This window comes from Breoghania corrubedonensis, from assembly GCF_003053845.1.
GTDB lineage: Bacteria > Pseudomonadota > Alphaproteobacteria > Rhizobiales > Stappiaceae > Breoghania > Breoghania corrubedonensis.
This window is the reverse complement of record NZ_QAYG01000001.1, coordinates 1,355,067-1,376,223: the sequence shown is the minus strand read 5'-3', so window position 1 is coordinate 1,376,223 and position 21,157 is coordinate 1,355,067. Positions and strand designations below refer to the sequence as shown.

Genomic DNA, 21,157 nt, shown 5'->3' with positions numbered 1-21,157 from the left:
ACTCATCGTTCCAGCCTCACTCGCAACCGCCTCGCCCGTTCGCGGAAAGCTGCCTCACCGCCTTCCAGGATGTCGCAGACCGACTTCCGAATGTTGGCGCTCTCTAGGCCGCCGGCTACATAGGCGATCGGCGGCAGACCTCCGGAAAGATGTGGGCCTGCGGATGCGACGATGATCTGATCTGCGTCGGTGTTGATGACGAGGTTGGCGTTATGGGTGACCATGATCACCTGACGTTTGGCCTTTGCGGCGATGAATAGCGCAACGAGTTCATCGAACACGGACTTGGGGTCGAGGTTCTCCTCCGGCTGATCGATGATCAACGGGCGATCGTCTGAATCGTCCAGTGCCAGATACAGCAGGAGCAGAACGATACCCCGCGTCCCGGGCGACAGATTCCGGATGTCCACGCCGTCGTAGGCGATCTCGTAGCGGACGGTGATGTGGTCGGTGCCAAAGAGCCAGTGTGCGAACTGTTTCGACCAAGCCCTAAATTCGGCCTGCTGCGTCTGCCCATAAGGTGCGTGCGATAGCAGGTCCTTCAGGTATTTCGCCATGAAGGCCGTCATAGCCGCCTGAACCTCGGCGGCCGATCCCGTCTCCCAGGCCGGCTTGAGCGCTTCAGTCGCGGCTGCAATCAGGGAGCCCCGGCCGTAAAACGGGCCCATCTTGCGCCGATCCAGGAGCTCTTCCTCCGCGACCGAGCCCCAGGCTTGAGCGTCGGCGATCCTGCGAACCGAGAAGCTGAGCTTCTTGAGCGTGCCCGACGACGCTGCAAGTCGCGCCATCAGCGGGGCGTAGAGGCCTGCGAGCGCGTTCTGTTCGTTGATGATCGCCTCGAACACCCGGCCGTAGGTGTAGTCGCGTTCGGTCTGCAGATCCTTCCGACGCCCGGCGGAGCCCTGCGCATCGGTAAGCCGGGTTTCGAGGGTCTGGAGCGCAGAGTTCTCCTGCGCAATTCGGCCAGTAAGCGCCGCGTATTGATCGCGGACCAGTTTGTCGGCGCTGAACAGCGCCTCGAGGCGCGCCATTTCAGCGGCGATCGGTGCGAGCGGAAGCGTCGAGAGATCGGCGGCTTCGGGAATCAGCGCGGCATTCGGGTCGCCGGGCGGCGGCGGAACGCCGTTGAGCTTGTGGACCTCGCCATCGGCCCACGTGATGTAGGCCGTCAGACTCTTGTCGACGTCGCCCTTGTAGATCAGCAGGAAATCGTCCCATTGCTTGGCATCGAGACCGCTATTGCCGTGGCGCGCCTGGGCTTGGCGAAGCATTTCCGGTGCCCCGGTGGCACGCATGCTACGAACCTCGTCCTGTAGGGCGACGAAAGTGCGGCGCTGGTTGCCGAGGGCCTGTATCCCATTTCGAAGCTTCTGGGCCGCCTCGCTGAGCTGGGTGTGACGGGCCACCTGCGCCTCGGTGCCCTTGACGACTAGCTTGGCGCGATCAGCATTGTAATCAACGATCAGCTTCTTCTTCTGTCCGACCTGGGTGGTTAGTGTCGCGATGAGGCTCTCTTTCTCAAACTCGGTCGCGATGCGGTCCGAGATGTCGCCGATCGCCTCTGCTTCGCGCTCGCGCGCCTGCTGGAACCGGGCGGTCTGATGCTCGCGCAACTCGGCGAAATCGAGTGCCCACTCGCGATCATCCTGCGAATGCGACTCGAATATCACGCGCTCAATCTCGTCGATGAGGCCGTCGGAGACGCCCTTCGCAGAGCAGAGTTCCTCGACGAATTGTTGGGAGAGATAGCGGGCGCGTGGGAACGACATGTGGCCGTTGGCATCGCTGCCATCAAGCGCGCGCGTGGCTGTCGCGCCTCCAGCCCAGGTCAACGTCGTCGTTGCCGCACCGACCAGCTTGCGCGCCCGCGCCAGGAACGAAGGGCTGATGTTCTCGTCCGCATTCCAACCCGCCGGCGTGATCGCATCGCAGCCGGCCGCGATCACATCCGCCAAAGCCGTCTTTCCCGATCCGCGCGCGCCTATGATGGCGACAAGGCCGGGGTTTAGGGGGATGTCGGGCGTGGTGGCCCAATCTGCGTCGTCGATGCGGATGTGTGAGATGACCTGCGACGGCATGGCCGAGTGCGGCGGCAACTCACCTACATAGGCTCGCCCGCCGGGATCGATGCACGCCTGGCGAAGGGCGTCGAATTCGAGTCCGCCTTTGATCCAGGAGAAGCGATTTCCGAACGGCGACGCGACATCATCGAGCTTGTGCGCATCGCTCCCATGGAGGCAGGGCTTCAGGCCGCCGTACTGGGCGCGGATTTCACTGGGACTTAGATCCTTCTGCCCCAACCAAAACTCGCGCTGCGCCGGACTGCCCGCGAAGATCACATGGGCGAAGCCCTCGATCTCGCGCCGGATCGTTTGATCCGCAGCCTCGCGCACGCCCGACGTGCCATCCGTCGCGCCGCCGGCCACCGCGATCAGGATGTTCTTCTTCGCCCATCCGCTTTCGGAGAACACTTCGCGAAGCTGCCGGAAATTGACCTTGAATTGGTTGGCCCCATAGGCCAGCGCGGCACGCTCGTCGATGATTGTGGAATCGGCCTTCTTGCCGAGCCGGACGAGATCAGCCCGCGTGCAGTCGAAACGATCTTGCATGACATTGAACTGCAGGCGCGACAGCAGACGCCGCAGCTCTTCGAGATGCTGCGGATCCTCCGGGCTGACGAACAGGTGGAGATTAACGAAGCCCCCTTTTGCTGTCGCGACGTCGAGCCGGAGCTCCACGTTCGGAAAGACCAGCTTGGTGCCGGGCAGGCGGCCGGCGGCCTTGTGTTGCAACACCGTCTCGTAAGTATCGGTCACGTAGTAATCCGTGACCGCGATGGCCTCGATGACCGGCGTGGCTCGCTCAAGCGCCGTGAGATAATCGTCCCATGCGTTCGGCCCGCTGAACTGATTGTTCATCACGGTACCCGGCGCATGGACATGTGGCTCCCACCTCCGCCACTCCGATCCACGATTCAGCATTAGCCCCCCTTAGTTATTTTCGTCTCAGAGTGTTTTTCCTCAGTACAATCTTCCACTCTGCCCTCTGGTCATAGTCCGTTTGCCCGAATGGCGTGCGGCATCAAGAAGCCGGCGAGTTCCTCAAGAACCAGCGCAAGAGGCCCTGGTTCAACCGCAACATCCTCGACAAAGGCGCGCCACTGCTGCTGTTTCTGTTCGTCTGCGGCGAAAGCCGGCGTGAGCGCATCGGGCAGCTCGGTCGGAACCGTGGTTTCGCGCCTTGCGAAAGTCGCTGCGATCGCCTGGGCAAGCCTGTCATCATCGAATCTGAATGACCGGCTGAGAATCCAGATGTCGTAGAAGTCCTTCATCCGGCTGTTCGCCCGGCCCAGCGCCACCATCGCCTGGAACTTCTCGGCAATGACCGTCTCCCGCGCATAGGCGCGCAGTCTCGGCGCGGGGAGATCGAGCATGACGGGATAGTCGACGACTTCCGCCCCAGGCTCCAGCGCATCGCCAAAGCCGATGTCGATCGTGAGGTTGATCCGGGCGCCGCCGACCGAAGCGATCGCACGCAGCCGGAGACCGCCATAGTCGAGCTCCTCGCGAATGCGGTCGACGCGCAACGTGTCCGGATCGAACACGACGCCGTCTTCGGCGTCCTGAGCGAGGATGTCCCGGAATGTCGCCAGCATCGCGGCTTCGCTCGGGTCACCGAAACCCAACAGATCGAGATCGCGCGTCCCGCGGTGCGGATCGTCGAACCAGCTCATCATCAGCATTGCGCCTTTCAGCACGAAACGCTCGGCGTGGGGTGACTGACTGAGCCGGAACAGGAGGCGCTCCAGCGCGAAACGCGTGAGCACCAGATCGAAGCTCTGTCCGTTCGCCTTGGAGAGGTTGAGGAGCCGGGCGCGCACCGAAGCGCCGATATTCTTGATCTCCTTAGCCATTGGTGGTCAGCGCCTCCAGATAGGGGCGGATCACCGTGCCGACCCCGCCTGTGTCCGCCGCCCTGGCGATCTCGGCCGGCGTGGCTTTGCGTTGACGCAGAGTCTCTTGGAGGCCTTCGAGCGCGACGGCGAGGCCGATCTTGCCGCGATGTCGGAAGCAGTCCGCGACGGTCTTTGCCACGCCGAATATCTTCACCGTTACGCCTTCGATCACATGGGTCTCGACACTGTCGGCAAGCAGATCGTCCGAGAAACGCACTACACGGACAGGCATGTCGCTCGGCTTCGGCGTCCAGTCGTTCCGGCCGATCGCCATCCACACCTTCTTGGGAAGCTGATCCGTGATTCCATGAAAGGCGAGCGCCGAGACGAGGCAGATCACGCCCTTGGGGAAACGCTTGGCCGCCTCGGCGAGGCTGTGGTTTGCGTCGAGCTCTGCGTCGGGGAGCTGGTAGAGCCCGCGCGCCAGGCGGATGACCTCGCCATCCTTTTCCATACGGCTGACGGTTGCAGCGGTCACGCCGGCGTTCCTGAGTTCCGCAAGGCGCAGAATCCCACGCGCCGCGAGGAGATCGCGGGCTGTCTCGCGTTGGGAGCGGGTCTTGGGCATCGATATATGTTCTCGCACTTCAGCATCCATGATGTGAGGATTTGTATCACACAGAACGGTGAAGGAAAAGCGAAAGCCTTCCATCAGGTCAGCGTTCTTTGAGCCTTTGGCGCTGAGAGGGGCGCTGTCGGCAGTCGGTATCAAGCACCAATGCTTGCTCTCGTCAGAAGCGACATCGTTTCGGGTTCAGAAACCCACCCCTTCGTCGTCATCGACGCCCGGGAGAGCGGGCTTTCCCGTCCGCGCCCCTGGCTGTCTGGGTCCTCGCTTCCGATCGATCCGCTTCGGGAGCGCCTCTCGGTCGAGAAGCAGCCCGACCTCGTCGGAGCCCGGATCGAGAAGAGTCGAAACGCTCTCGATTTCACCGAGCACGAGGCAGGCCATGGCCAGCGTGCCGATACTGACGCCGTCGTCGCCCTTTTCCAGTCGGATGATGGTCCTCTCGGACACACTGGCTCGCTCGGCGAAATCCTTCACCGAGATGCGCCGCTTCAAGCGAGCTGTCTTGATGTTCGCTCCCAATGCCACAATGGCTCGACGCGCACCAATGGAGTGTATCTTAACCGCCATATCTGACTGCCAATATTGATTTAGATGCCATATATGGCAGTTAGTCGATTCTGGAGGCAGGGTGCAACTGCCAGTTGGCGGCGGCGTGACGAACCCTCCGCACCTGGAGATAAAAGCGCAGCAAAATTCACGGAGCCGACCGACGCACCTGACAGGCCCGGCCGCTCCAATCACCCCAAGGCTGGGATTTCAAGCACGGCTGATTGGAAGCCAACGGGCCGCTGGTTGGAAGTGTGGGCGACAATCCGGATGATGGGGAGGGGAAAGCCTTCCCCTGCGGCCGAGCCTTTGGTCTCGGCCGACCCCTTCGAGCGGGGGATTCCCCCGCAACGCCCCCTTTTGAGAGTGAGAGTGCGGACGGGTTTGCCGTGACGGGATGAGGACCGGAGGAGAGGCCTCCGGCGCCCGTCGCGGAGACCTTCGATGTCCAGACAGAACCGCAAATCCGGCGCCAGGGGCGACCGGACCAATCTCTATTCCGAAATCACCGACAAGATCATCACCGAGTTGGAGGCCGGCCGGGTGCCCTGGGTTCAGCCTTGGGGAACGGCGACCGCGAAGGCGGCTCTTGGCCTTCCAAAGAACGCCTCCACCGATCGTCAGTATTCGGGCATCAACGTCCTGCTGCTCTGGGGCGCCGTGATCGAACGCGGCTTTTCCGGACAGAGCTGGCTAACCTTCCGCCAGGCGCTGTCGCTTGGCGGCAATGTCCGCAAGGGCGAGCACGGCACCACCGTCGTCTATGCCGACCGTTTCGTGCCGGAGGAGGAAAAGCGCCGTGCGCGCGAGACCGGCGAGGATGCCCAGGCGATCCCGTTCCTGAAACGCTTCACCGTCTTCAACACCGATCAGTGCGAGAACCTGCCCGAGGATGTCGCGACCGCCGCACCGCCGGTGCCGACGGGTCTGATCGAACCGCGTGTCGAAGCGCTGATCAATGCGACGGGCATCGATTTTCGCATCGGCGGCAACCGTGCCTTCTATGTGCCTGCCCAGGACTATGTGCAGGTGCCGCCGCCGCAGGCCTATTTCGAGCCCATCAATTGGCACCGCACCGCGCTGCATGAGCTGGGCCACGCGACAGGCCATGTCTCGCGTCTGGGGCGTGATTTCTCCGGCTCGTTTGGCACGAAGAAATACGCCTTCGAGGAACTCATCGCCGAGATCAACGCCGCCTTCTGCTGCGCCTCGCTCGGCATTGCCCCGACCGTCCGGCATGCCGACTATATCGGCTCCTGGCTCGAAGTGCTGCGCGAGGACAATCGCGCCATTGTCCGTGCCGCCAGCCAGGCGAGCAAGGCCGCCGACTGGCTTCTCGCCTTCGCGCCCGACGATACGGAATCCAGCCTGATCGAGACCTCCTGCGACAGGAGGGTGGCATGATCCTGTTGACCGATGGCCTGCGCGGCCGGTTGGACATGACAAGACATCACAGGACGCTCGGTATGGAGCCTCAGTCCGGACTGCTCTCGGCCCAGGAGCAGGTCGCCATCTATGAGGCACGCCAGATCCTGCTGCGCCACCTCAACCAGAACCCGGTGTTGTCATCTTGGCAGGCAGTGCTGGATTATTGCGCACTCACCATCCGCGGCGAAGTGGAGCGGTTTCATGTCCTCTATCTCGACCGGAAGAACCGTCTCGTCTCGGATGAGTGCCTCGCCATAGGCACGGTCGATCACGTTCCGGTCTATCCCCGGGAGGTATTGAGACGTGCTCTGGCACTCAACGCCACTGCGCTGATCGTCGTGCACAATCATCCTACCGGTGATCCTGAACCTTCATCATCCGACATTGCGATGACGAGGGAAATCCAGAAAGGCTGCAAACTTATGGGTCTGACGCTTCATGACCACATCATCGTCGGCATCGGCCGGGAGGTTAGTCTGCGCGGCCGAGGCGAAATCTGACTGCGCATCGGGCAGACACTTGGTGCTCGCTTTATCCGCATCCGATTTCCCCATGTGGCGGCGAGTCGCAGGGCGGCTACCGCGCCGCCCGGAGAGTGAGAGGGCTGCGCCCTGATCTGTGACGGGTTTCAAGCCGAGAGAGAGGCTCTCGGCGCCCGTCGCGGAGTAAATCACCATGGCGACAGCAGCCAAGAAGATCACCCTCAGCGCCTCGCGCGACATCCCCTTCAACAAGCTCGTTCTCTCCCAGTCGAACGTCCGGCGCATCAAGGCCGGCGTCTCGATCGAGGACCTGGCCGAGGACATCGCCCGTCGCGGCCTCCTGCAGAATCTCAACGTCCGTCCGGTCGTGGACGACGACGGCAATGAGACCGGCATGTTCGAGGTTCCGGCCGGCGGCCGCCGGTTCCGGGCGCTCGAACTTCTCGCCAAGAAGAAGTGGTTGGCCCGCACCGCGCCGGTCCCCTGCAACGTGCGCGAGGCGGACAGCGAGATTTCGGCCGAGGAAGATTCCCTCGCGGAAAACGTCCAGCGCGCAGCGCTGCATCCCCTCGACCAGTTCCGCGCATTCCAGAAATTCCGGGAACAGGGCATGAGCGAGGAAGACATCGGCGCGCGCTTCTTCGTCTCGGCCAACACCGTCAAGCAGCGCCTCAAGCTCGCTTCGGTGTCGGAAAAGCTCCTCGACCTTTATGCCGAGGACGCCATGACCCTCGATCAACTCATGGCCTTCTCGGTTTCCACCGACCATACCCGCCAGGAACAGGTCTGGGACGCCATCGAGCATAGCTGGTCGAAAGAGCCCTATCAGATCCGTCGCATGCTGACGGAGAATACCGTGCGGGCCTCGGACCGGCGCGTGCGCTTCGTGACGATCGACGCCTATGAAGAGGCCGGCGGCACCGTCCTGCGCGACCTCTTTCAGGATGACGATGGCGGCTGGATCGAGGACGTGGCGCTGCTCGAAAAACTGGTCGGCGAGAAGCTCACCGCCGAGGCGGAGACCATTGCCGAGGAGGGGTGGAAATGGATCTCGGTCGAAGCCGATTTCCCCTATGGCCATACCAACGGCTTGCGGGCGCTCACCGGCGCGCCAGTCGATCTCACCGACGAGGAACGGGCCACACGCGAAGCCCTGCGTGAGGAGTTCGACCGTCTGGAGGCCGAATATGCCGAGGCCGACGAATTGCCCGACGAAGTGGATGAACGGCTCGGCGAGATCGAGGTGGCACTCGACGCCTTCGAGGATCGGCCGAAGCAGTACGATCCTGCCGAAATCGGCCGTGCCGGCGCATTTGTCAGCATCCGCCACGATGGCCAGCTCTCGGTCGAGCGTGGCTATGTCCGCCCCGAGGACGAAGTGACCGAGGGCGACGATGAGGTGGAAAGCGATTGCGATGCGGCAGTCGGTTCCGGCGCCGTGCAACGCACCGTCATTTCCGTCGGCGACGAACCCGAGCCGCAGGACGAGGACGACGACGCGATCAAGCCGCTGCCCGAGAGGTTGATGATCGAACTGACCGCGCATCGGTCCCTGGCGCTGCGCGATGCGCTCGCCAACAATCCATCCGTCGCCATGACCGCGCTGATCCACAAGCTGGTGCGCGATGCCTTCCAGCACGTCTCGTCACCGGGATGCCTGGAGGCGTCGGTCCGGCAGGTCTATTTCCCGGTTCAGGGCGATGACCTGAAAGACAGCGCGGCCGCCAAGACCGTCGACGATCGGCACGAGACCTGGAAGGCCGATCTGCCTCTCGATGATGACGAAACGCTCTGGGAGAAGATCGACGGTCTCGACGATGCGAGCCGCATGGCGCTACTCGCTCACTGCGTCTCCTTCGGCGTCAACGCGCTCTATGAGAAGGCCAATCCCTATGGCGCGGGGCCGACGGCGCGCGGCGTTCAGCAGCGCATCCATGAGGCGGACCGGCTCGCCCGTGCCGTCGGGCTCGACATGGTGGAAACCGGATGGCGGCCGACGGTCGACAACTATTTCGGCCGGGTGACCAAGCCCCGCATCCTCGAAGCGGTGCGCGAGGCCAAGGGCGAGGTAACGGCACAACTCATCGACCATCTGAAGAAGCCGGACATGGCCAAGGAGGCCGAACGGCTGCTCGCCGACAGCGGCTGGTTGCCCGAACCGCTGCGCCTGCCCGTCATCGACGATGGCACCACCTCGGATACCGAGGGGGACGACGGCGAAGCTCTGCCGGCCTTCCTCTCCGACGAAGACGAAGGTGACGAAGAGCCCGCGGACGAGCCGCAAACCGTGGCTGCCGAGTAGTCGCTCAGGCGGGGCGGCCCACGCCGCCCCGCATCTCACACCATCATTCTCATCTCGGCCCGGCCATTGCGCCGGGCCTTTTTGTTTCAGGAGCCCGATATGGCCGACTACTTCACCCACTTCTCCTGCGTCCTCGACGTGGGATCACCGGAGAACGCGGCGCGCGCGCTCGACCTCTACAACCGCCTGTCCGGAGAAAACGCATCGGAAGACCCGCCGTCCGAAGGATTCGATCTCTCTATCGTGCCCGCGCATGGCGGCACCTGTCTCTGGATACGTGATGATGTCACCGGCGATCCGGAACATGTCATCCAGGTCGTCAAACGCTGCGCCGCCGCGTTCTCGCTGACCGGACGGTGGGGCTTCCAATACGCCAATACCTGTTCGCAGCCCCGTATCGATGCGTTCGGCGGAGGCGCACATGTCCTCGACCTTGCCACCGGCGAGACCGTGGCGTGGACCTATACCGGCGAATGGCTCGCCGAGATGCTCGACGGAAGCCGGCCATGAGCATTCCCGACCATGCCCGCGCCAATTTCCAGACGCTGTTGCGCGCCGCCGCCGACGGCAACCTCGCCCTGCTCGAATGCACTGACGCCGAAACCGGCGCGGTGCGATATGTGATCTGCGCGGTTGGCCGGGACGGCGACGAGTTCCTCTTCACGCCCTACGGTCACCTCGCCGACGGAAATCCCTACGAGGCCTATCGGCCGCCCGAGCCTTGAGAGGGAGAGGGTTGCCGGGACGGGTTTGAGCCGGTGCAGTCCAGAGAGAGCGCTGCCCGGCTTGCCCCGTTCCCGCTCTCCCGAGGTTCTCCCCCATGACAGAGATCGTTTCCGCGGCGGCGCTCGCCCGCGCCGCCCATCAGCTCCTTCCGCTTCTCGAACAAGGCCGCCGCATCGACGCGCCCGCGCTCCGTATTGCGATGGACGCCGCCTTCGGCGGCTCCGATACCGACGGCGCCTGGGACTGGAAAACCGCCTATGACGTCTGCGAAGGTGCCGCCGTCCTGTTTCTGCGGAAATACGGAAAGGAGCTTCTGCGCAAAGCCGGGTCTCCGGCCGGCGCGTTGCTGTTGCTCGAAAGGATCGCCGACCTTCAGCCCTCGCACACCCGCCGCTCCGAAGAGAGCGAAGCCTTCCAGCAATTCTCAACACCGCTCGCGCTCGGCTTTGCCGCGGCAACCGCCGCTGCGATCACCGCGGACGACATCGTGCTGGAACCGTCAGCCGGCACCGGCCTGCTCGCCATTCTCGCCGAAATCGCCGGGGGCCGGCTCCATCTCAACGAACTGGCCGAGACGCGCGGCGCGTTTCTCTCTTCCCTCTTTCCGGCTCTCTCGATCACACGCTTCGATGCGGCCCAGATCCACGACTATCTGGAGGCGAGTGCCGTTCCCAGCGTCGTGCTGATGAACCCGCCATTCTCGGTGATGGCCAATGTCTCCGGGCGGATGGCCGACGCCGCCTATCGTCATGTCGCCTCGGCACTGGCGCGCATGGCGCCCGGTGGCCGCCTCGTCGCCATCACCGGCGCCAGTTTCGCACCCAACACGCCGAAATGGGGGGACGCCTTTTCGCGCTTGCAGGAGTGCGGGCGCGTCGTCTTCACCGCCGCGATCGACGGCGCAGTCTATGCGCGCCATGGCACCACCATCGACACGCGGCTGACGGTGATCGACAAAATCGCCGCCGATGATCCCACCGTCTTTCCGCCATCGCGGGGTGTCGCCCTCGATGTCGCGACGCTGCTTGGCTGGATCGAGGCGGACATGCCGCCCCGCGCACCGGTCTCATTGCCCGCAGTCTCCGGACAGCGGGCCACGTCGTTGCGCCCGACCTCAGCCGCTCCCCGCAACCACGGCGGTGTCAGCACCGCATCGTCCATCGCCGAACCGACGGGAGAAGAGCTCGCCTATGAGACGGTCGACTGGACCCCGCCGCAGGGCGGGCATCTCACCGATGCGATCTACGAGGAATACGCGCTTCAGTCGATCCGTGTTCCCGGCTCTCAGGCGCATCCCACCAAGCTCGTCCAGTCGGCCGCCATGGCCTCGGTCGCACCCCCGAAACCGGACTATCGCCCGCATCTGCCAGCGGCGCTGGTTGCCGATGGCATTCTCTCCGACGCCCAGCTCGAAAGCGTCATCTATGCCGGCGAAGCCCATGCGCAGTATCTCGCCGGCGCCTGGACCGTCGATGACACCTGCGATGTCGTCACCGCCGCAGCGGAGGACGTGGCTGACGCGGTCCGCTTCCGGCGTGGCTGGTTCCTCGGTGACGGCACCGGTGCGGGAAAGGGTCGTCAGGTCGCCGGCATTCTGCTCGACAACTGGCTGAAGGGCCGTCGCCGCGCCGTCTGGGTGTCCAAATCCGACAAGCTGCTCGAGGATGCGCAACGCGACTGGTCGGCGCTCGGTCAGGAACGGCTGCTCGTCACGCCGCTGTCCCGCTTTCGCCAGGGCACGCCCATCCGTCTGCCGCAAGGCATCCTATTCACCACCTATGCCACGCTGCGCTCTGACGAACGCGGATCGAAGGTTTCCCGCGTCCAGCAGATCGTCGATTGGTTGGGGGATGATTTCGATGGAGTGATCATTTTCGACGAAAGCCACGCCATGCAGAACGCCGCCGGATCGAAGGGCGAGCGCGGCGACCAGGCCGCCTCGCAGCAGGGCCGCGCGGGACTGCGCCTGCAGCACGCGCTCCCCGATGCGCGCGTCGTGTATGTCTCCGCGACCGGCGCCACGACGGTCCACAATCTCGCTTATGCCCAGCGGCTCGGTCTCTGGGGCGGCGAGGATTTCCCCTTCGCCACCCGCGCCGAGTTCGTGGAGGCGATCGAGGATGGCGGTGTCGCCGCCATGGAAGTGCTGGCGCGTGACCTGAAAGCGCTCGGCCTCTACCAAGCCCGCTCGCTCTCCTATGAAGGGGTCGAATACGAACTGATCGAGCATCAACTCACCGACGAGCAGCGGCGCATATACAACGCCTATGCCGGCGCCTTCGCGATCATTCACAATAATCTCGATGCCGCCATGCAGGCGACCAATGTCACCGGCAGCGAGGGTACGCTGAACCGGCAGGCCAAGTCCGCCGCCCGCTCGGCTTTCGAAAGCGCCAAGCAGCGCTTCTTCAATCACCTCATCACGGCGATGAAGACGCCCTCACTGATCCGCGCCATCGACGCCGATCTCGAAGCTGGCCACGCCGCCGTCATCCAGATCGTTTCGACCGGGGAAGCCCTGATGGAACGTCGGCTCGCCGAAATTCCGACCGAGGACTGGAACGACGTCCAGATCGACATCACGCCCCGCGAATATGTGCTCGACTATCTGGCCCATTCCTTCCCGGTGCAGCTCTACGAGCCATTTACCGACTCGGAGGGCAATCTGTGCTCACGCCCGGTTAGCCGCGACGGCCAGCCCGTCGAAAGCCGCGAGGCCGTCGCAAGGCGCGACCGGCTGATTGAGAAGCTCGCCTCGTTGCCGCCGGTTCCCGGCGCGCTCGATCAGATCATCCAGCGCTTCGGCACCGATATGGTGGCCGAGGTAACGGGCCGCTCGCGCCGCATCGTCCGCAAACCGGGTGCCGGCGCCACGGCGGATCGCCTCGCCGTCGAGGGTCGCGCGATTTCGGCAAACCTCGCGGAAACCCAGGCCTTCATGGATGACATCAAGCGCATCCTGATCTTCTCGGACGCCGGAGGCACGGGGCGCTCCTATCATGCCGACCTTGTGGCGAAGAACCAGCGTCTGCGGGTCCATTATCTGCTGGAGCCGGGCTGGAAGGCCGATGCGGCAATCCAGGGCCTGGGGCGTACCAACCGCACCAACCAGGCACAGCCCCCACTGTTCCGGCCGATCGCCACCGACGTGAAGGCGGAGAAGCGCTTCCTCTCCACCATCGCCCGCCGGCTCGACACGCTCGGAGCGATCACGCGAGGCCAGCGCCAGACCGGCGGTCAGGGCCTGTTCCGTGCCGAGGACAATCTCGAAAGCGCATATGCGCGCGACGCGCTGCGCCGGCTCTATCTCATGATCGTCGGCGGCAAGGTCGAAGATTGCCCGCTCGAGACATTCGAGACCTCGACGGGACTGAAGCTCATGGATGATACCGGCATCAAGGACGACCTGCCGCCGATCACCACCTTCCTCAACCGGCTGCTGGCGCTCACCATCGATCTGCAGAACATCCTGTTCGCACATTTCGAACAGATCCTCACCGCCCGGATCGAGGGTGCCATCGCCAGCGGCACCTATGATGTCGGGCTGGAGACGCTGAGGGGCGAGCAGTTCACCGTCACCGACCGGCAAGTGATCCACACCCATCCAGCCACCGGGGCGGAGACCACGCTGCTCACCATCGCGCAGCGGGAGCGCAACCATCCGATCGCGCTGGACGAGGCGCTCGACCAACTTGCCGATCCGCGTGCCGCCCTGCTGGTCAACGAGCGATCGGGCCGAGCCGCGGTGCGTGTCCCGACTACCAGCGTGATCGACGACGACGGTGTCGTCGAACGCCGGGTGCGCCTGATCCGGCCGATGGAATCCACCAAGGTGCCCACTACAATGATGGGCGACACTCACTGGGTCCAAACCGACCGCGAGACCTTTGCCCGCATCTGGGACATTGAGGTCGCGGCGGTCCCGGAATTTACCGACAGCACCGTTCACATCGTTTCCGGCTTGCTTTTGCCGATCTGGAAACGCCTGCCCAATGAATCGACGCGGGTTTACCGGCTGCAGACCGACGATGGCGAGCGGATCATCGGCCGCAAGGTTTCAACGGCCTGGGCCGCGAACGCGGCGACCACGGGCACCGCCAGCCTCTCGGCGGACGACGCCTTCGCCGCGCTGGCCGACGGCCGCACGATCCTCGACCTCGCCGAAGGCCTTCAACTTCGCCGCACCCGCGTCATGGGCTCGAACCGCATCGAGCTCACCGGTTTCACCGACACGATGCGCGACCGCCTCAAGACCTATGGCCTCTTCGGCGAGATCATCTCGTGGAAGTTCCGGCTGTTCGTCCCGACCGACGCGTCCGGCGCTGCAGTCCTCACAAGGTTGCTGGAGCGGTTTCTGGTCGAGCGCATCGCCGGGCGGGAGGCGGCATGATGACCCGCGACGCATCCGATCTCGCACATCGTCTCGGCCGGCAGGCCGAGGCCGTGTGCCGCGAATATCTCTCCAGCGGGCGGCGCGAGGGCCGTTACTGGATGGTGGGCGACGTGCGCAACACCAAGGGTCGCTCGATGTTCGTGCGCCTGACCGGCCCTGAATCCGGCAAGGGAGCCGCGGGGAAATGGACCGACGCCGCAACGGGTGAACATGGTGATCTCCTCGACGTCATCCGCGAAAGCTGCAGTTTGACCGAGTTCAGGGACGTGGCTGACGAGGCCCGGCGGTTTCTCAGCCTGCCGCACCCCGAGCCGGAACCGGCATCATCCCCAGCACTCAAGTCGCCCGCACCAACGGGCTCGCCGCTCGCGGCCAAACGCCTGTTCTCGATGGCGCAGCCAATTGTGGGTACTCTCGCAGAAACGTATTTGCGCAAACGCGGTGTTACGGCTTTGCACGGAACCGGATCGCTGCGGTTCCATCCGCGTTGCTACTTCCGGCCCGACGAGCAAAGCGCGACAGAGACCTGGCCGGCCCTGATCGCATCGGTCACCGACCTCGACGGGCACCAGACTGGCGCGCATCGCACATGGCTTGATCCGAGCGGTTTCAGCGAGGCGACACTCGGCAAGGCCCCGATCGACACGCCGCGACGGGCAATGGGCGATCTGCTCGGCCATGCGGTGCGCTTTGGCGTGGCGGGCGATGTCATGGCGGCGGGCGAAGGCATCGAGACCATGCTGTCCCTGCGCAGCGTGTTGCCCGAGATGCCGATGGTCGCCGCGCTCTCCGCAGCCCATCTCGCCGCCACCTTGTTCCCCGGCACACTGCGCCGGCTCTACATCGTGCGCGATGACGATCCGGCGGGCGACAGCGCACGGGATACGCTCGTCGAACGGGCAGACGCGCTCGGCATCGAAGCGCGGCCGCTTTCACCGCTGCTGGGCGATCTCAACGAGGATCTGCGCTTGCGTGGTCTCGACGTCTTCCGGGCCTCGATCCGGGTCCAACTCGCCCCGCAGGATGTTGCCAGGTTCATGGAGTCCGTTCTGTCCGCCTGAACGGGGCAGCGGTGCGGGCAATGGCGGTGACGTCGCAGCCTTCGTCAACGACTCCCTGTAGATGCCGGAGAGGGCCGCGCCCCGGCCTTCTCAGAGGGCGACCGGACAGCAGGCGGCCCGGTCCGGCAATGGCTGCGGCCAACGATTTTCCCTCGGCCCTTCGGGCCTTTCCATCGCGATACAAAATCGCCGGCCTCCGCCATCCTCCGCTGACGCTCCGGTCCTTGCGCTACCGCTCCAGGATGCAGGGCCGCTCCGCCCGCCGTCTTTCGGCGCCATGAAGGCCGCGGCGGGCGCGGCCAACCGACAAAGGGAGCCACCCGATGACACTCGACGACGACACCTTCGAACCCCATCACGAATCCTCGCCGACCGAACACGCACTGAACGAACTGGAACTCCATGGCTACCACCACGACGGCCACGGTCCGGACCCGCGCCTCGTCCCGGAGGACAACGTCATCGCCGGCGCAGTCTCCGACATCTTCGACGCCCTGATCGCCACCATGGCGGATACCGCCCTCGATGGCGAACTCGACGACCTGCTATGGTCGACCGTCAACATGTTCCATCGCGCCGCCGACCGGCTCGAACGGAAGCTCGACGACAACGAACAGGCCCAGAAGCGCGGGCAGCGCGAGCAGGACGGCTCCGAAATCAAGGCGGTCGAACTCGAACGCCTCATCGAGAGCGGGCAAAGCCTCATCGAACGCCGCGACAGTCTGGAGGTCTTCCGCGACAGCGCCGCTGACCTCTATCTGCGCACCACCGGCTCCCCCTGGTCACCGCGCACCGGATCGCAGGTGAACCACCGCGCCCTCACATCGGCGATGATCGACAGCCGGGACTTCATCGCCGAGCGTAAACGCGCCAATCGCGAGGTGCTCTTGCCCGCAGGTCCGAAGGTCGCCATCTCCGGCGGCGCCGAGTTCAACGATCACAAGCTGATCTGGGACAAGCTCGACCAAGTGCATGCCAAGCACCCGGACATGGTGCTGATGCACGGCAAGTCGCCGAAAGGCGCCGAGAAGATCGCAGCCCGCTGGGCCGATCATCGCAACGTCACCCAGATCGGCTTCGCACCGGACTGGACCAAGCACGGCCGCGCCGCACCCTTCAAGCGCAACGACCAGATGCTCGACGTCCTGCCGATCGGGGTCATGGTCTTTCCCGGCACCGGCATTCAGGAGAACCTTGCCGACAAGGCCCGCAAGCTCGGCATCCCGGTCTGGCGGTTCGAATGACCCGCTACATCGCGCACCCCAGCGCGGATAACGCTTTCATTGAACGCGGGTTATCCGATGCACTGACCTATTTCTTCGCGAAGAAGCCGCGGACCAGAAATGCCTGGAAAAACGGAACGGGCAAATCGAATCCGGCTGTCTTCAAAAGAGTTCTCGTTTCGCTAGGCGACAGCACCGACAGCGTATCTCGCAACATCTCTGGGAGTTTCTGCAGTGAGTCCGGCGTCGCGCCCATCAGGGTTTGAACACGCTCCCAATTCTTGAGCATCGCAGGGAACTCAGCCGAATCGAGATCGACACAAATCTCCGTGCTGATGAAATATCCGCCGGGCTTCAGCCGATCACGGATCTCCCGATAGAAGCCGCTCCTGTCGCTACGTGCAATGAAATGGGCAACCAACATGCTCAGGACGGCGTCGAAATCCTCACCTTGTGGCGCTTGGTCGATATAGCCGTGCGCAAGCTCGCACCGGTCCAGAACATTCGCCTGCTTCAGCCTTCTGCGGCAAACCTCAAGCATTTCCGCCGAAGGGTCGACGCCCACGAAGGACCAACCGGTCTGGGCGTGCGCAAGTGAGACAATCTCCGCGCCCGTGCCGACCCCCACACAGAGAATCCTTGCCTGTGGCGGCAGGTCCGCGAGAACGAGACGCACGAGGAAATGCATGTTGTCCGAGATAGGGGTGAGCTTGCTGTTCTTCTCGTCATAGCTTTCCGCCATCTCCTGATTGAAGAATTGGGGTGATGAAGGACGATGGTGTTCATCGGTCATGTTGTTCTTCCGGTTGGCGATATGAACTGGCATTCATCGTGGTCGAGGAGTGATCAGTTGCGCCCTGTTGGTGCTAGACTCGGCTTCGATTAGCGGGAGTCAATGTGAAGGTAGGGGTTCGAACCAGACCTTCCAACTCGAATCCCAGTCGTGAATATGATATGTTTTTGATTGCGCCATGGCGGTGGTGGAGGCGCGACCGTTCGAACCTCATCCTACGGAGACTCCACCATGATTATTGCAATTCTCGGATCCATCGCCGCGATCGGAGCCATCTGCTGGCTGCTGTTTACCCTTGCCACCTATGCATTGCCCGCGCTCGGCGGCGTGGAGGCCGGAACGTGGGCCTACCAAACCGGCGCGGGTCTGCCGGGTAGCGTCCTGGTAGGCCTTTTCGGCGCAGCCCTTGTGTTCGGCATCGGGCAGTTCCTCATCCTGTTCGCCCGTCCCATGTGGGTGAAACTCGTCGTTGCGCTGGCCTTCGTCGCGCCGGCCGGTATCGCGGGCTTCCACGCCACCCACGGCATCGTCAAACATCTCATGCCGTCGGAAACCTGGCAGACCGTCTTCTCCGTGATCGGCGCGGTGGCGGTCGGCATCACTGCGTTCGTACGGGTGACGTCTATGGCTGCCCCCGAGCCTACCGGGCAAACCACCGTCAGCGTCTGACCCCGATGTCAGGTCGGGACGGAACGAAGGGGTCTCATACCGCGCCCCGTATCGAAGACTGAGTGCGGCATAAGAACGGCGAGTGCAGGACCGGCGAGCTCCTTCATTGTTCTGCGCCTCCTGACGGCATGGAGAAAGCCGCCCCAAAGCGCAACCGGTATTGGACTGTGATGGGCTGTGGGGCCGCATCCCGTGGCGCAGTCGGATACGAAGCGGACTAGCCTGCAGTGTAGAAGACGATCTCCGTTCCTTCGCCGGACAGAAGCTTGAGCGAACAGTGTCGCCACTGTCTCCTTGAACGATCCCTGTGAGCCGACCGCTCCAAACGGCCTCTTCAATGGACTGATCTGGCCGAAGGCCGGCTGTGCCTCGATCGCCTATGGCGCAATGACGCCCGTCAAGTTTCTTCCCCTGACGGCTGCGCCGCCATTCCTCGCGCGGCAAGAAACCCGCCGGATCGCCATCCTCCGCTGACGCTGCGGTCGCAAGCGATGCGCCGTCAATCGCCTCCGGCCTCTCCGATCGCCATCGAGGCCGCAATGGTGCGGGCTCGAAACCAGTGATCAAGGAGACCTACCATGGCAACCATCGGCACCTTCAAGAAGTCCGGCAACGAGTACACCGGCGAAATCGTCACCCTCAACGTGCAGGCCAAGAACGTCCGCATCGTCCCCGAAACCAACCAGACCAGCGAGAACGCCCCCAGCCACCGCGTCCTGGTCGGCCGCGCCGAAATCGGGGCAGCCTGGTCCAAGCAGTCGAACGAGGGCCGCGACTATCTCGGCCTCAAGCTCGACGATCCGAGCTTCACCGCTCCGATCTATGCCAACCTCTTCGACGACGAAGACGACGGTTACAGCCTCATCTGGTCCCGTCCCACCCGCCGCAACGGCGAGTGAGGCCCAGTCAGGCCCCGCCCGGCAGGTCCGGGCGGGGCCGACACCTTGGCCGACCGAATCAGTTTCACCGTCAGTCACCGATTAGCTGTTTCCGAAAGCCTTTTTTGCTTCCAAATCTCATAAAGGCGACTATTATAGTTGTTTTAGTGGCGTGAGTATCGAGGTCTGTGGAGGTGATCATGCATGATCACCGCCCGACAGGCACGGGCCGCACGCGCATTGCTTGGTTGGACACAAGACATGCTCGCTGAAAAGGCCCTGGTATCGCTGACTGCGCTCAAGCGCCTCGAGTCCGTCAATGGGCTCAAGGTGCATGAGAGCACGTGCGATCAGGTTCGAAGGGCGCTGGAAGCAGCCGGCATCGTCTTCCTGTCCTCCGACCGAGGCGAAGGAGTGATGATCGTTGCAGAGCAGCAGAATGAGAGCTCACTGGCCTGACGAGATTGGCTCTCGCCGCACGCCAACACCATGGCGACGAATTCCGGGCGAGCCCCTACAATTTTCGTCAATTTGCGTTAACGATAGGCTTCCTGGCGTTGCGCCACGGAACAGGGGGACAAATGCGCGAAGGTGACTTTCTGGATGAACCTCCGAGAAGCGAGCATCTGACAGACTACGACCGCGCTCATTTTGCGACCTATTTGCGGTTGCTCGATGCCGAAGCGGACACCGCACATTGGGCCGAAGTGGTCCGCGTCATCTTCGGTCTCGATCCCGACGAACAGCCCGACCGTGCCCAGCACGTTCATGAGACGCATCTCGCCCGTGCACGCTGGATGACCGAGAACGGTTACCGCGACCTCCTTCGCTCGGCCTATCATTGAGCAACCTGAGGTGATGCGCGACACGCATCACCATATGCTGGTTGTCAGGCTATGCAGAATTCAATTTTGACGCGATCTTCCAATGACATGCGTACCACCGAGTGGAGTCGGGGAGGAATTCGGCATGGCGGCGGACACGAACTGGCGAAGCGCCTCGAATTATCAATATCTGAGCGATCTGAATCCCGCTGAACTCGCGTGGGAGTTTCTGAGGCGCAATCCTGACTACGAACAGGAGGTGGCAGCCATCGATCCCACGGACGAACGTGCCGCGACCGCGCTGACGGCGCACTGGGGGTTGCGCTTTCCCGATAGCTCCAAGCCTGTCCGCCATCGACGCAGAGATTTTCTGGAGCCCGGCCGTCGATCCAGCCGTCCTCATCCTGGCGCCTCAGACGGCTTCAACCATGCCCACGGTGAGCGTCGCCATCGATCCGGTCGATGCCCGAGCGGCGGATGATGGCCTCTATGTCCACTTTTCCCTCGGAATAGTACAATTCGCGGCGGTTTGCTTGGACGGTCGCCTTCCAGACGGTCCCGTGGCAGTCGTCGCTCTCATCGATCAGTTCATGCAGGATCGCATTGATGCGCTGTTTCGTTTCCGCGATGCCGCCCTCCATCACCACTGCTCGCCCGACAAGCGGATAACGCCTCAACGCAGACAGCGTTTGATCGAGAGCCTTCGCACGATCGACGGCAGGCAGGCTGGGGCCACCTATCAGGAAATTGCCGAGACAGTCTTCGGCGCCGAACCGGTCAACGCCATCACATGGAAATCGACGGCACTTCGCGACACCGTGATGCGCCGCGTCGCCTCCGGTTTCGATCTCATGGCCGGCGGCTATCGCAACCTTCTTCTCGGCCATCGTCCAGATCGCAGCTGATGGTTGGCAGGGGTGCGAATTTTCTCCCGAATCTTCGCACTCCCCCACGCCCTTTCTTCTCCGCCACCGTGACCCTGATGCACCGCCGATATCCGGCGGCGCCAGCAAGGATCACGGAGGCACGCTCATGCCCGCAGCCACCGCCGGTTTACCGCCGCGCTATCTGAGAACCCCCGAGGCCGCCCGCTTTCTCAGCCTCTCGGCACGCACCCTCGAAAAACACCGCACCTACGGCACCGGTCCGGAATATCGCAAGCTCGGCGGTCGCGTCGTCTATTCGGTCGACGACCTGCAGGCTTGGGCGGAACGGGGAGTCAAACGGTCCACGTCCGATCCCGGCGTCGGCACCGTGCTGCCGGCCAAGCGCCACGACGATCTGTCGCCAGCCGACGACCGCTGAT

The 21,157-nt window shown here is 63.6% G+C and carries 20 protein-coding genes; 15 read left to right on the top strand and 5 right to left on the bottom strand.

From position 1 onward, the window contains the following. Window positions 1-2: 2 nt before the first annotated feature. From C8N35_RS06050 to C8N35_RS06035, 4 genes are all read right to left on the bottom strand, one after another. Window positions 3-2,981: a TrlF family AAA-like ATPase gene (locus tag C8N35_RS06050; protein ID WP_107988644.1), complete on the bottom strand. Its 2,979-nt coding sequence runs from the start codon at window positions 2,979-2,981 to the stop codon at window positions 3-5. A gap of 68 nt (window positions 2,982-3,049) precedes the next feature. Then, a complete protein-coding gene (locus C8N35_RS06045) occupies window positions 3,050-3,913 on the bottom strand; it encodes a nucleotidyl transferase AbiEii/AbiGii toxin family protein (protein WP_107988643.1) in 864 nt (287 codons plus the stop codon). Further along, window positions 3,906-4,523 (bottom strand): type IV toxin-antitoxin system AbiEi family antitoxin domain-containing protein, encoded by a 618-nt coding sequence (locus C8N35_RS06040; protein ID WP_107989115.1) that lies wholly within the window; start codon window positions 4,521-4,523, stop codon window positions 3,906-3,908. Before C8N35_RS06040 ends, C8N35_RS06045 begins: the two co-directional genes overlap by 8 nt. 186 nt (window positions 4,524-4,709) lie before the next feature. After that, window positions 4,710-5,093 (bottom strand): helix-turn-helix domain-containing protein, encoded by a 384-nt coding sequence (locus tag C8N35_RS06035; RefSeq protein ID WP_107988642.1) that lies wholly within the window; start codon window positions 5,091-5,093, stop codon window positions 4,710-4,712. A 423-nt stretch (window positions 5,094-5,516) separates the two neighbouring features. Here C8N35_RS06035 and C8N35_RS06030 point away from each other — a divergent pair, with 423 nt between their 5' ends. From C8N35_RS06030 to C8N35_RS05995, 8 genes are all read left to right on the top strand, one after another. Further along, window positions 5,517-6,476: an ArdC family protein gene (locus tag C8N35_RS06030; RefSeq protein WP_107988641.1), complete on the top strand. Its 960-nt coding sequence runs from the start codon at window positions 5,517-5,519 to the stop codon at window positions 6,474-6,476. Then, on the top strand, window positions 6,473-7,000 hold the full coding sequence (gene radC, locus C8N35_RS06025) for a RadC family protein (RefSeq protein ID WP_245926671.1): 528 nt from the start codon (window positions 6,473-6,475) through the stop codon (window positions 6,998-7,000). Before C8N35_RS06030 ends, radC begins: the two co-directional genes overlap by 4 nt. 175 nt (window positions 7,001-7,175) lie before the next feature. Further along, window positions 7,176-9,284, top strand: a complete 2,109-nt coding sequence (locus C8N35_RS06020; RefSeq protein ID WP_107988640.1) for a ParB/RepB/Spo0J family partition protein — start codon at window positions 7,176-7,178, stop codon at window positions 9,282-9,284. Window positions 9,285-9,383: 99 nt separating this feature from the next. Beyond that, complete coding sequence (locus tag C8N35_RS06015; RefSeq protein WP_107988639.1) at window positions 9,384-9,794, top strand: hypothetical protein; 411 nt, start codon at window positions 9,384-9,386, stop codon at window positions 9,792-9,794. Further along, the gene (locus C8N35_RS06010; protein ID WP_107988638.1) at window positions 9,791-10,009 is read left to right on the top strand and encodes a DUF6117 family protein; all 219 of its coding nucleotides are present in this window, start codon (window positions 9,791-9,793) and stop codon (window positions 10,007-10,009) included. The genes C8N35_RS06015 and C8N35_RS06010 overlap by 4 nt, the downstream gene beginning before the upstream one ends. 95 nt (window positions 10,010-10,104) lie before the next feature. Next, window positions 10,105-14,400, top strand: a complete 4,296-nt coding sequence (locus C8N35_RS06005) for a strawberry notch family protein (protein WP_107988637.1) — start codon at window positions 10,105-10,107, stop codon at window positions 14,398-14,400. Beyond that, complete coding sequence (locus tag C8N35_RS06000) at window positions 14,400-15,464, top strand: DUF7146 domain-containing protein (protein ID WP_107989113.1); 1,065 nt, start codon at window positions 14,400-14,402, stop codon at window positions 15,462-15,464. The genes C8N35_RS06005 and C8N35_RS06000 overlap by 1 nt, the downstream gene beginning before the upstream one ends. A gap of 323 nt (window positions 15,465-15,787) precedes the next feature. Next, window positions 15,788-16,708, top strand: a complete 921-nt coding sequence (locus C8N35_RS05995; protein ID WP_107988636.1) for a DUF2493 domain-containing protein — start codon at window positions 15,788-15,790, stop codon at window positions 16,706-16,708. Between the two features lie 67 nt (window positions 16,709-16,775). Here the strand turns inward: C8N35_RS05995 and C8N35_RS05990 are convergent, their stop codons facing one another. Further along, on the bottom strand, window positions 16,776-17,480 hold the full coding sequence (locus C8N35_RS05990) for a class I SAM-dependent methyltransferase (RefSeq protein WP_107988635.1): 705 nt from the start codon (window positions 17,478-17,480) through the stop codon (window positions 16,776-16,778). A 231-nt stretch (window positions 17,481-17,711) separates the two neighbouring features. On the opposite strand from C8N35_RS05990, the gene C8N35_RS05985 reads away from it, so the two are divergent. The 7 genes from C8N35_RS05985 to C8N35_RS05955 all read left to right on the top strand — a co-directional run bounded on the left by C8N35_RS05985 (window position 17,712) and on the right by C8N35_RS05955 (window position 21,156). Then, window positions 17,712-18,149 carry a hypothetical protein gene (locus C8N35_RS05985; RefSeq protein ID WP_107988634.1) on the top strand — a complete coding sequence of 146 codons (438 nt, stop codon included), beginning with the start codon at window positions 17,712-17,714 and terminating at the stop codon, window positions 18,147-18,149. Between the two features lie 578 nt (window positions 18,150-18,727). Further along, window positions 18,728-19,048, top strand: a complete 321-nt coding sequence (locus C8N35_RS05975) for a DUF736 domain-containing protein (protein ID WP_044418038.1) — start codon at window positions 18,728-18,730, stop codon at window positions 19,046-19,048. Window positions 19,049-19,231: 183 nt separating this feature from the next. Continuing rightward, window positions 19,232-19,486 (top strand): hypothetical protein, encoded by a 255-nt coding sequence (locus C8N35_RS05970; RefSeq protein WP_107988633.1) that lies wholly within the window; start codon window positions 19,232-19,234, stop codon window positions 19,484-19,486. 122 nt (window positions 19,487-19,608) lie between these two features. Further along, window positions 19,609-19,872 (top strand): DNA -binding domain-containing protein, encoded by a 264-nt coding sequence (locus tag C8N35_RS05965; RefSeq protein ID WP_107988632.1) that lies wholly within the window; start codon window positions 19,609-19,611, stop codon window positions 19,870-19,872. 82 nt (window positions 19,873-19,954) lie between these two features. Beyond that, window positions 19,955-20,332 carry a transcriptional regulator domain-containing protein gene (locus tag C8N35_RS24480; protein WP_428977087.1) on the top strand — a complete coding sequence of 126 codons (378 nt, stop codon included), beginning with the start codon at window positions 19,955-19,957 and terminating at the stop codon, window positions 20,330-20,332. Then, window positions 20,280-20,756, top strand: a complete 477-nt coding sequence (locus tag C8N35_RS05960) for a DNA -binding domain-containing protein (protein WP_107988631.1) — start codon at window positions 20,280-20,282, stop codon at window positions 20,754-20,756. The genes C8N35_RS24480 and C8N35_RS05960 overlap by 53 nt, the downstream gene beginning before the upstream one ends. Window positions 20,757-20,883: 127 nt before the next feature. After that, a complete protein-coding gene (locus C8N35_RS05955) occupies window positions 20,884-21,156 on the top strand; it encodes a helix-turn-helix transcriptional regulator (protein WP_107988630.1) in 273 nt (90 codons plus the stop codon). The last annotated feature ends 1 nt before the right edge of the window (window position 21,157 follow it).

Excerpts from the sequence above, each read along its gene's own strand:
- C8N35_RS06010 (WP_107988638.1), top strand. The coding sequence starts at position 9,791 with ATGAGCATTCCCGACCATGCCCGCGCCAATTTCCAGACGCTGTTGCGC.
- C8N35_RS06000 (WP_107989113.1), top strand. The coding sequence starts at position 14,400 with ATGACCCGCGACGCATCCGATCTCGCACATCGTCTCGGCCGGCAGGCC.
- C8N35_RS06045 (WP_107988643.1), bottom strand. The coding sequence starts at position 3,913 with ATGGCTAAGGAGATCAAGAATATCGGCGCTTCGGTGCGCGCCCGGCTC.
- C8N35_RS05975 (WP_044418038.1), top strand. The coding sequence starts at position 18,728 with ATGGCAACCATCGGCACCTTCAAGAAGTCCGGCAACGAGTACACCGGC.
- C8N35_RS24480 (WP_428977087.1), top strand. The coding sequence starts at position 19,955 with ATGACATGCGTACCACCGAGTGGAGTCGGGGAGGAATTCGGCATGGCG.
- C8N35_RS05965 (WP_107988632.1), top strand. The coding sequence starts at position 19,609 with ATGCGCGAAGGTGACTTTCTGGATGAACCTCCGAGAAGCGAGCATCTG.
- C8N35_RS05985 (WP_107988634.1), top strand. The coding sequence starts at position 17,712 with ATGATTATTGCAATTCTCGGATCCATCGCCGCGATCGGAGCCATCTGC.
- C8N35_RS05955 (WP_107988630.1), top strand. The coding sequence starts at position 20,884 with ATGCCCGCAGCCACCGCCGGTTTACCGCCGCGCTATCTGAGAACCCCC.
- C8N35_RS05995 (WP_107988636.1), top strand. The coding sequence starts at position 15,788 with ATGACACTCGACGACGACACCTTCGAACCCCATCACGAATCCTCGCCG.
- C8N35_RS06005 (WP_107988637.1), top strand. The coding sequence starts at position 10,105 with ATGACAGAGATCGTTTCCGCGGCGGCGCTCGCCCGCGCCGCCCATCAG.
- C8N35_RS05970 (WP_107988633.1), top strand. The coding sequence starts at position 19,232 with ATGATCACCGCCCGACAGGCACGGGCCGCACGCGCATTGCTTGGTTGG.
- C8N35_RS06015 (WP_107988639.1), top strand. The coding sequence starts at position 9,384 with ATGGCCGACTACTTCACCCACTTCTCCTGCGTCCTCGACGTGGGATCA.
- C8N35_RS06030 (WP_107988641.1), top strand. The coding sequence starts at position 5,517 with ATGTCCAGACAGAACCGCAAATCCGGCGCCAGGGGCGACCGGACCAAT.
- C8N35_RS05960 (WP_107988631.1), top strand. The coding sequence starts at position 20,280 with ATGCCCACGGTGAGCGTCGCCATCGATCCGGTCGATGCCCGAGCGGCG.
- radC (WP_245926671.1), top strand. The coding sequence starts at position 6,473 with ATGATCCTGTTGACCGATGGCCTGCGCGGCCGGTTGGACATGACAAGA.
- C8N35_RS06040 (WP_107989115.1), bottom strand. The coding sequence starts at position 4,523 with ATGCCCAAGACCCGCTCCCAACGCGAGACAGCCCGCGATCTCCTCGCG.
- C8N35_RS05990 (WP_107988635.1), bottom strand. The coding sequence starts at position 17,480 with ATGACCGATGAACACCATCGTCCTTCATCACCCCAATTCTTCAATCAG.
- C8N35_RS06035 (WP_107988642.1), bottom strand. The coding sequence starts at position 5,093 with ATGGCGGTTAAGATACACTCCATTGGTGCGCGTCGAGCCATTGTGGCA.
- C8N35_RS06050 (WP_107988644.1), bottom strand. The coding sequence starts at position 2,981 with ATGCTGAATCGTGGATCGGAGTGGCGGAGGTGGGAGCCACATGTCCAT.
- C8N35_RS06020 (WP_107988640.1), top strand. The coding sequence starts at position 7,176 with ATGGCGACAGCAGCCAAGAAGATCACCCTCAGCGCCTCGCGCGACATC.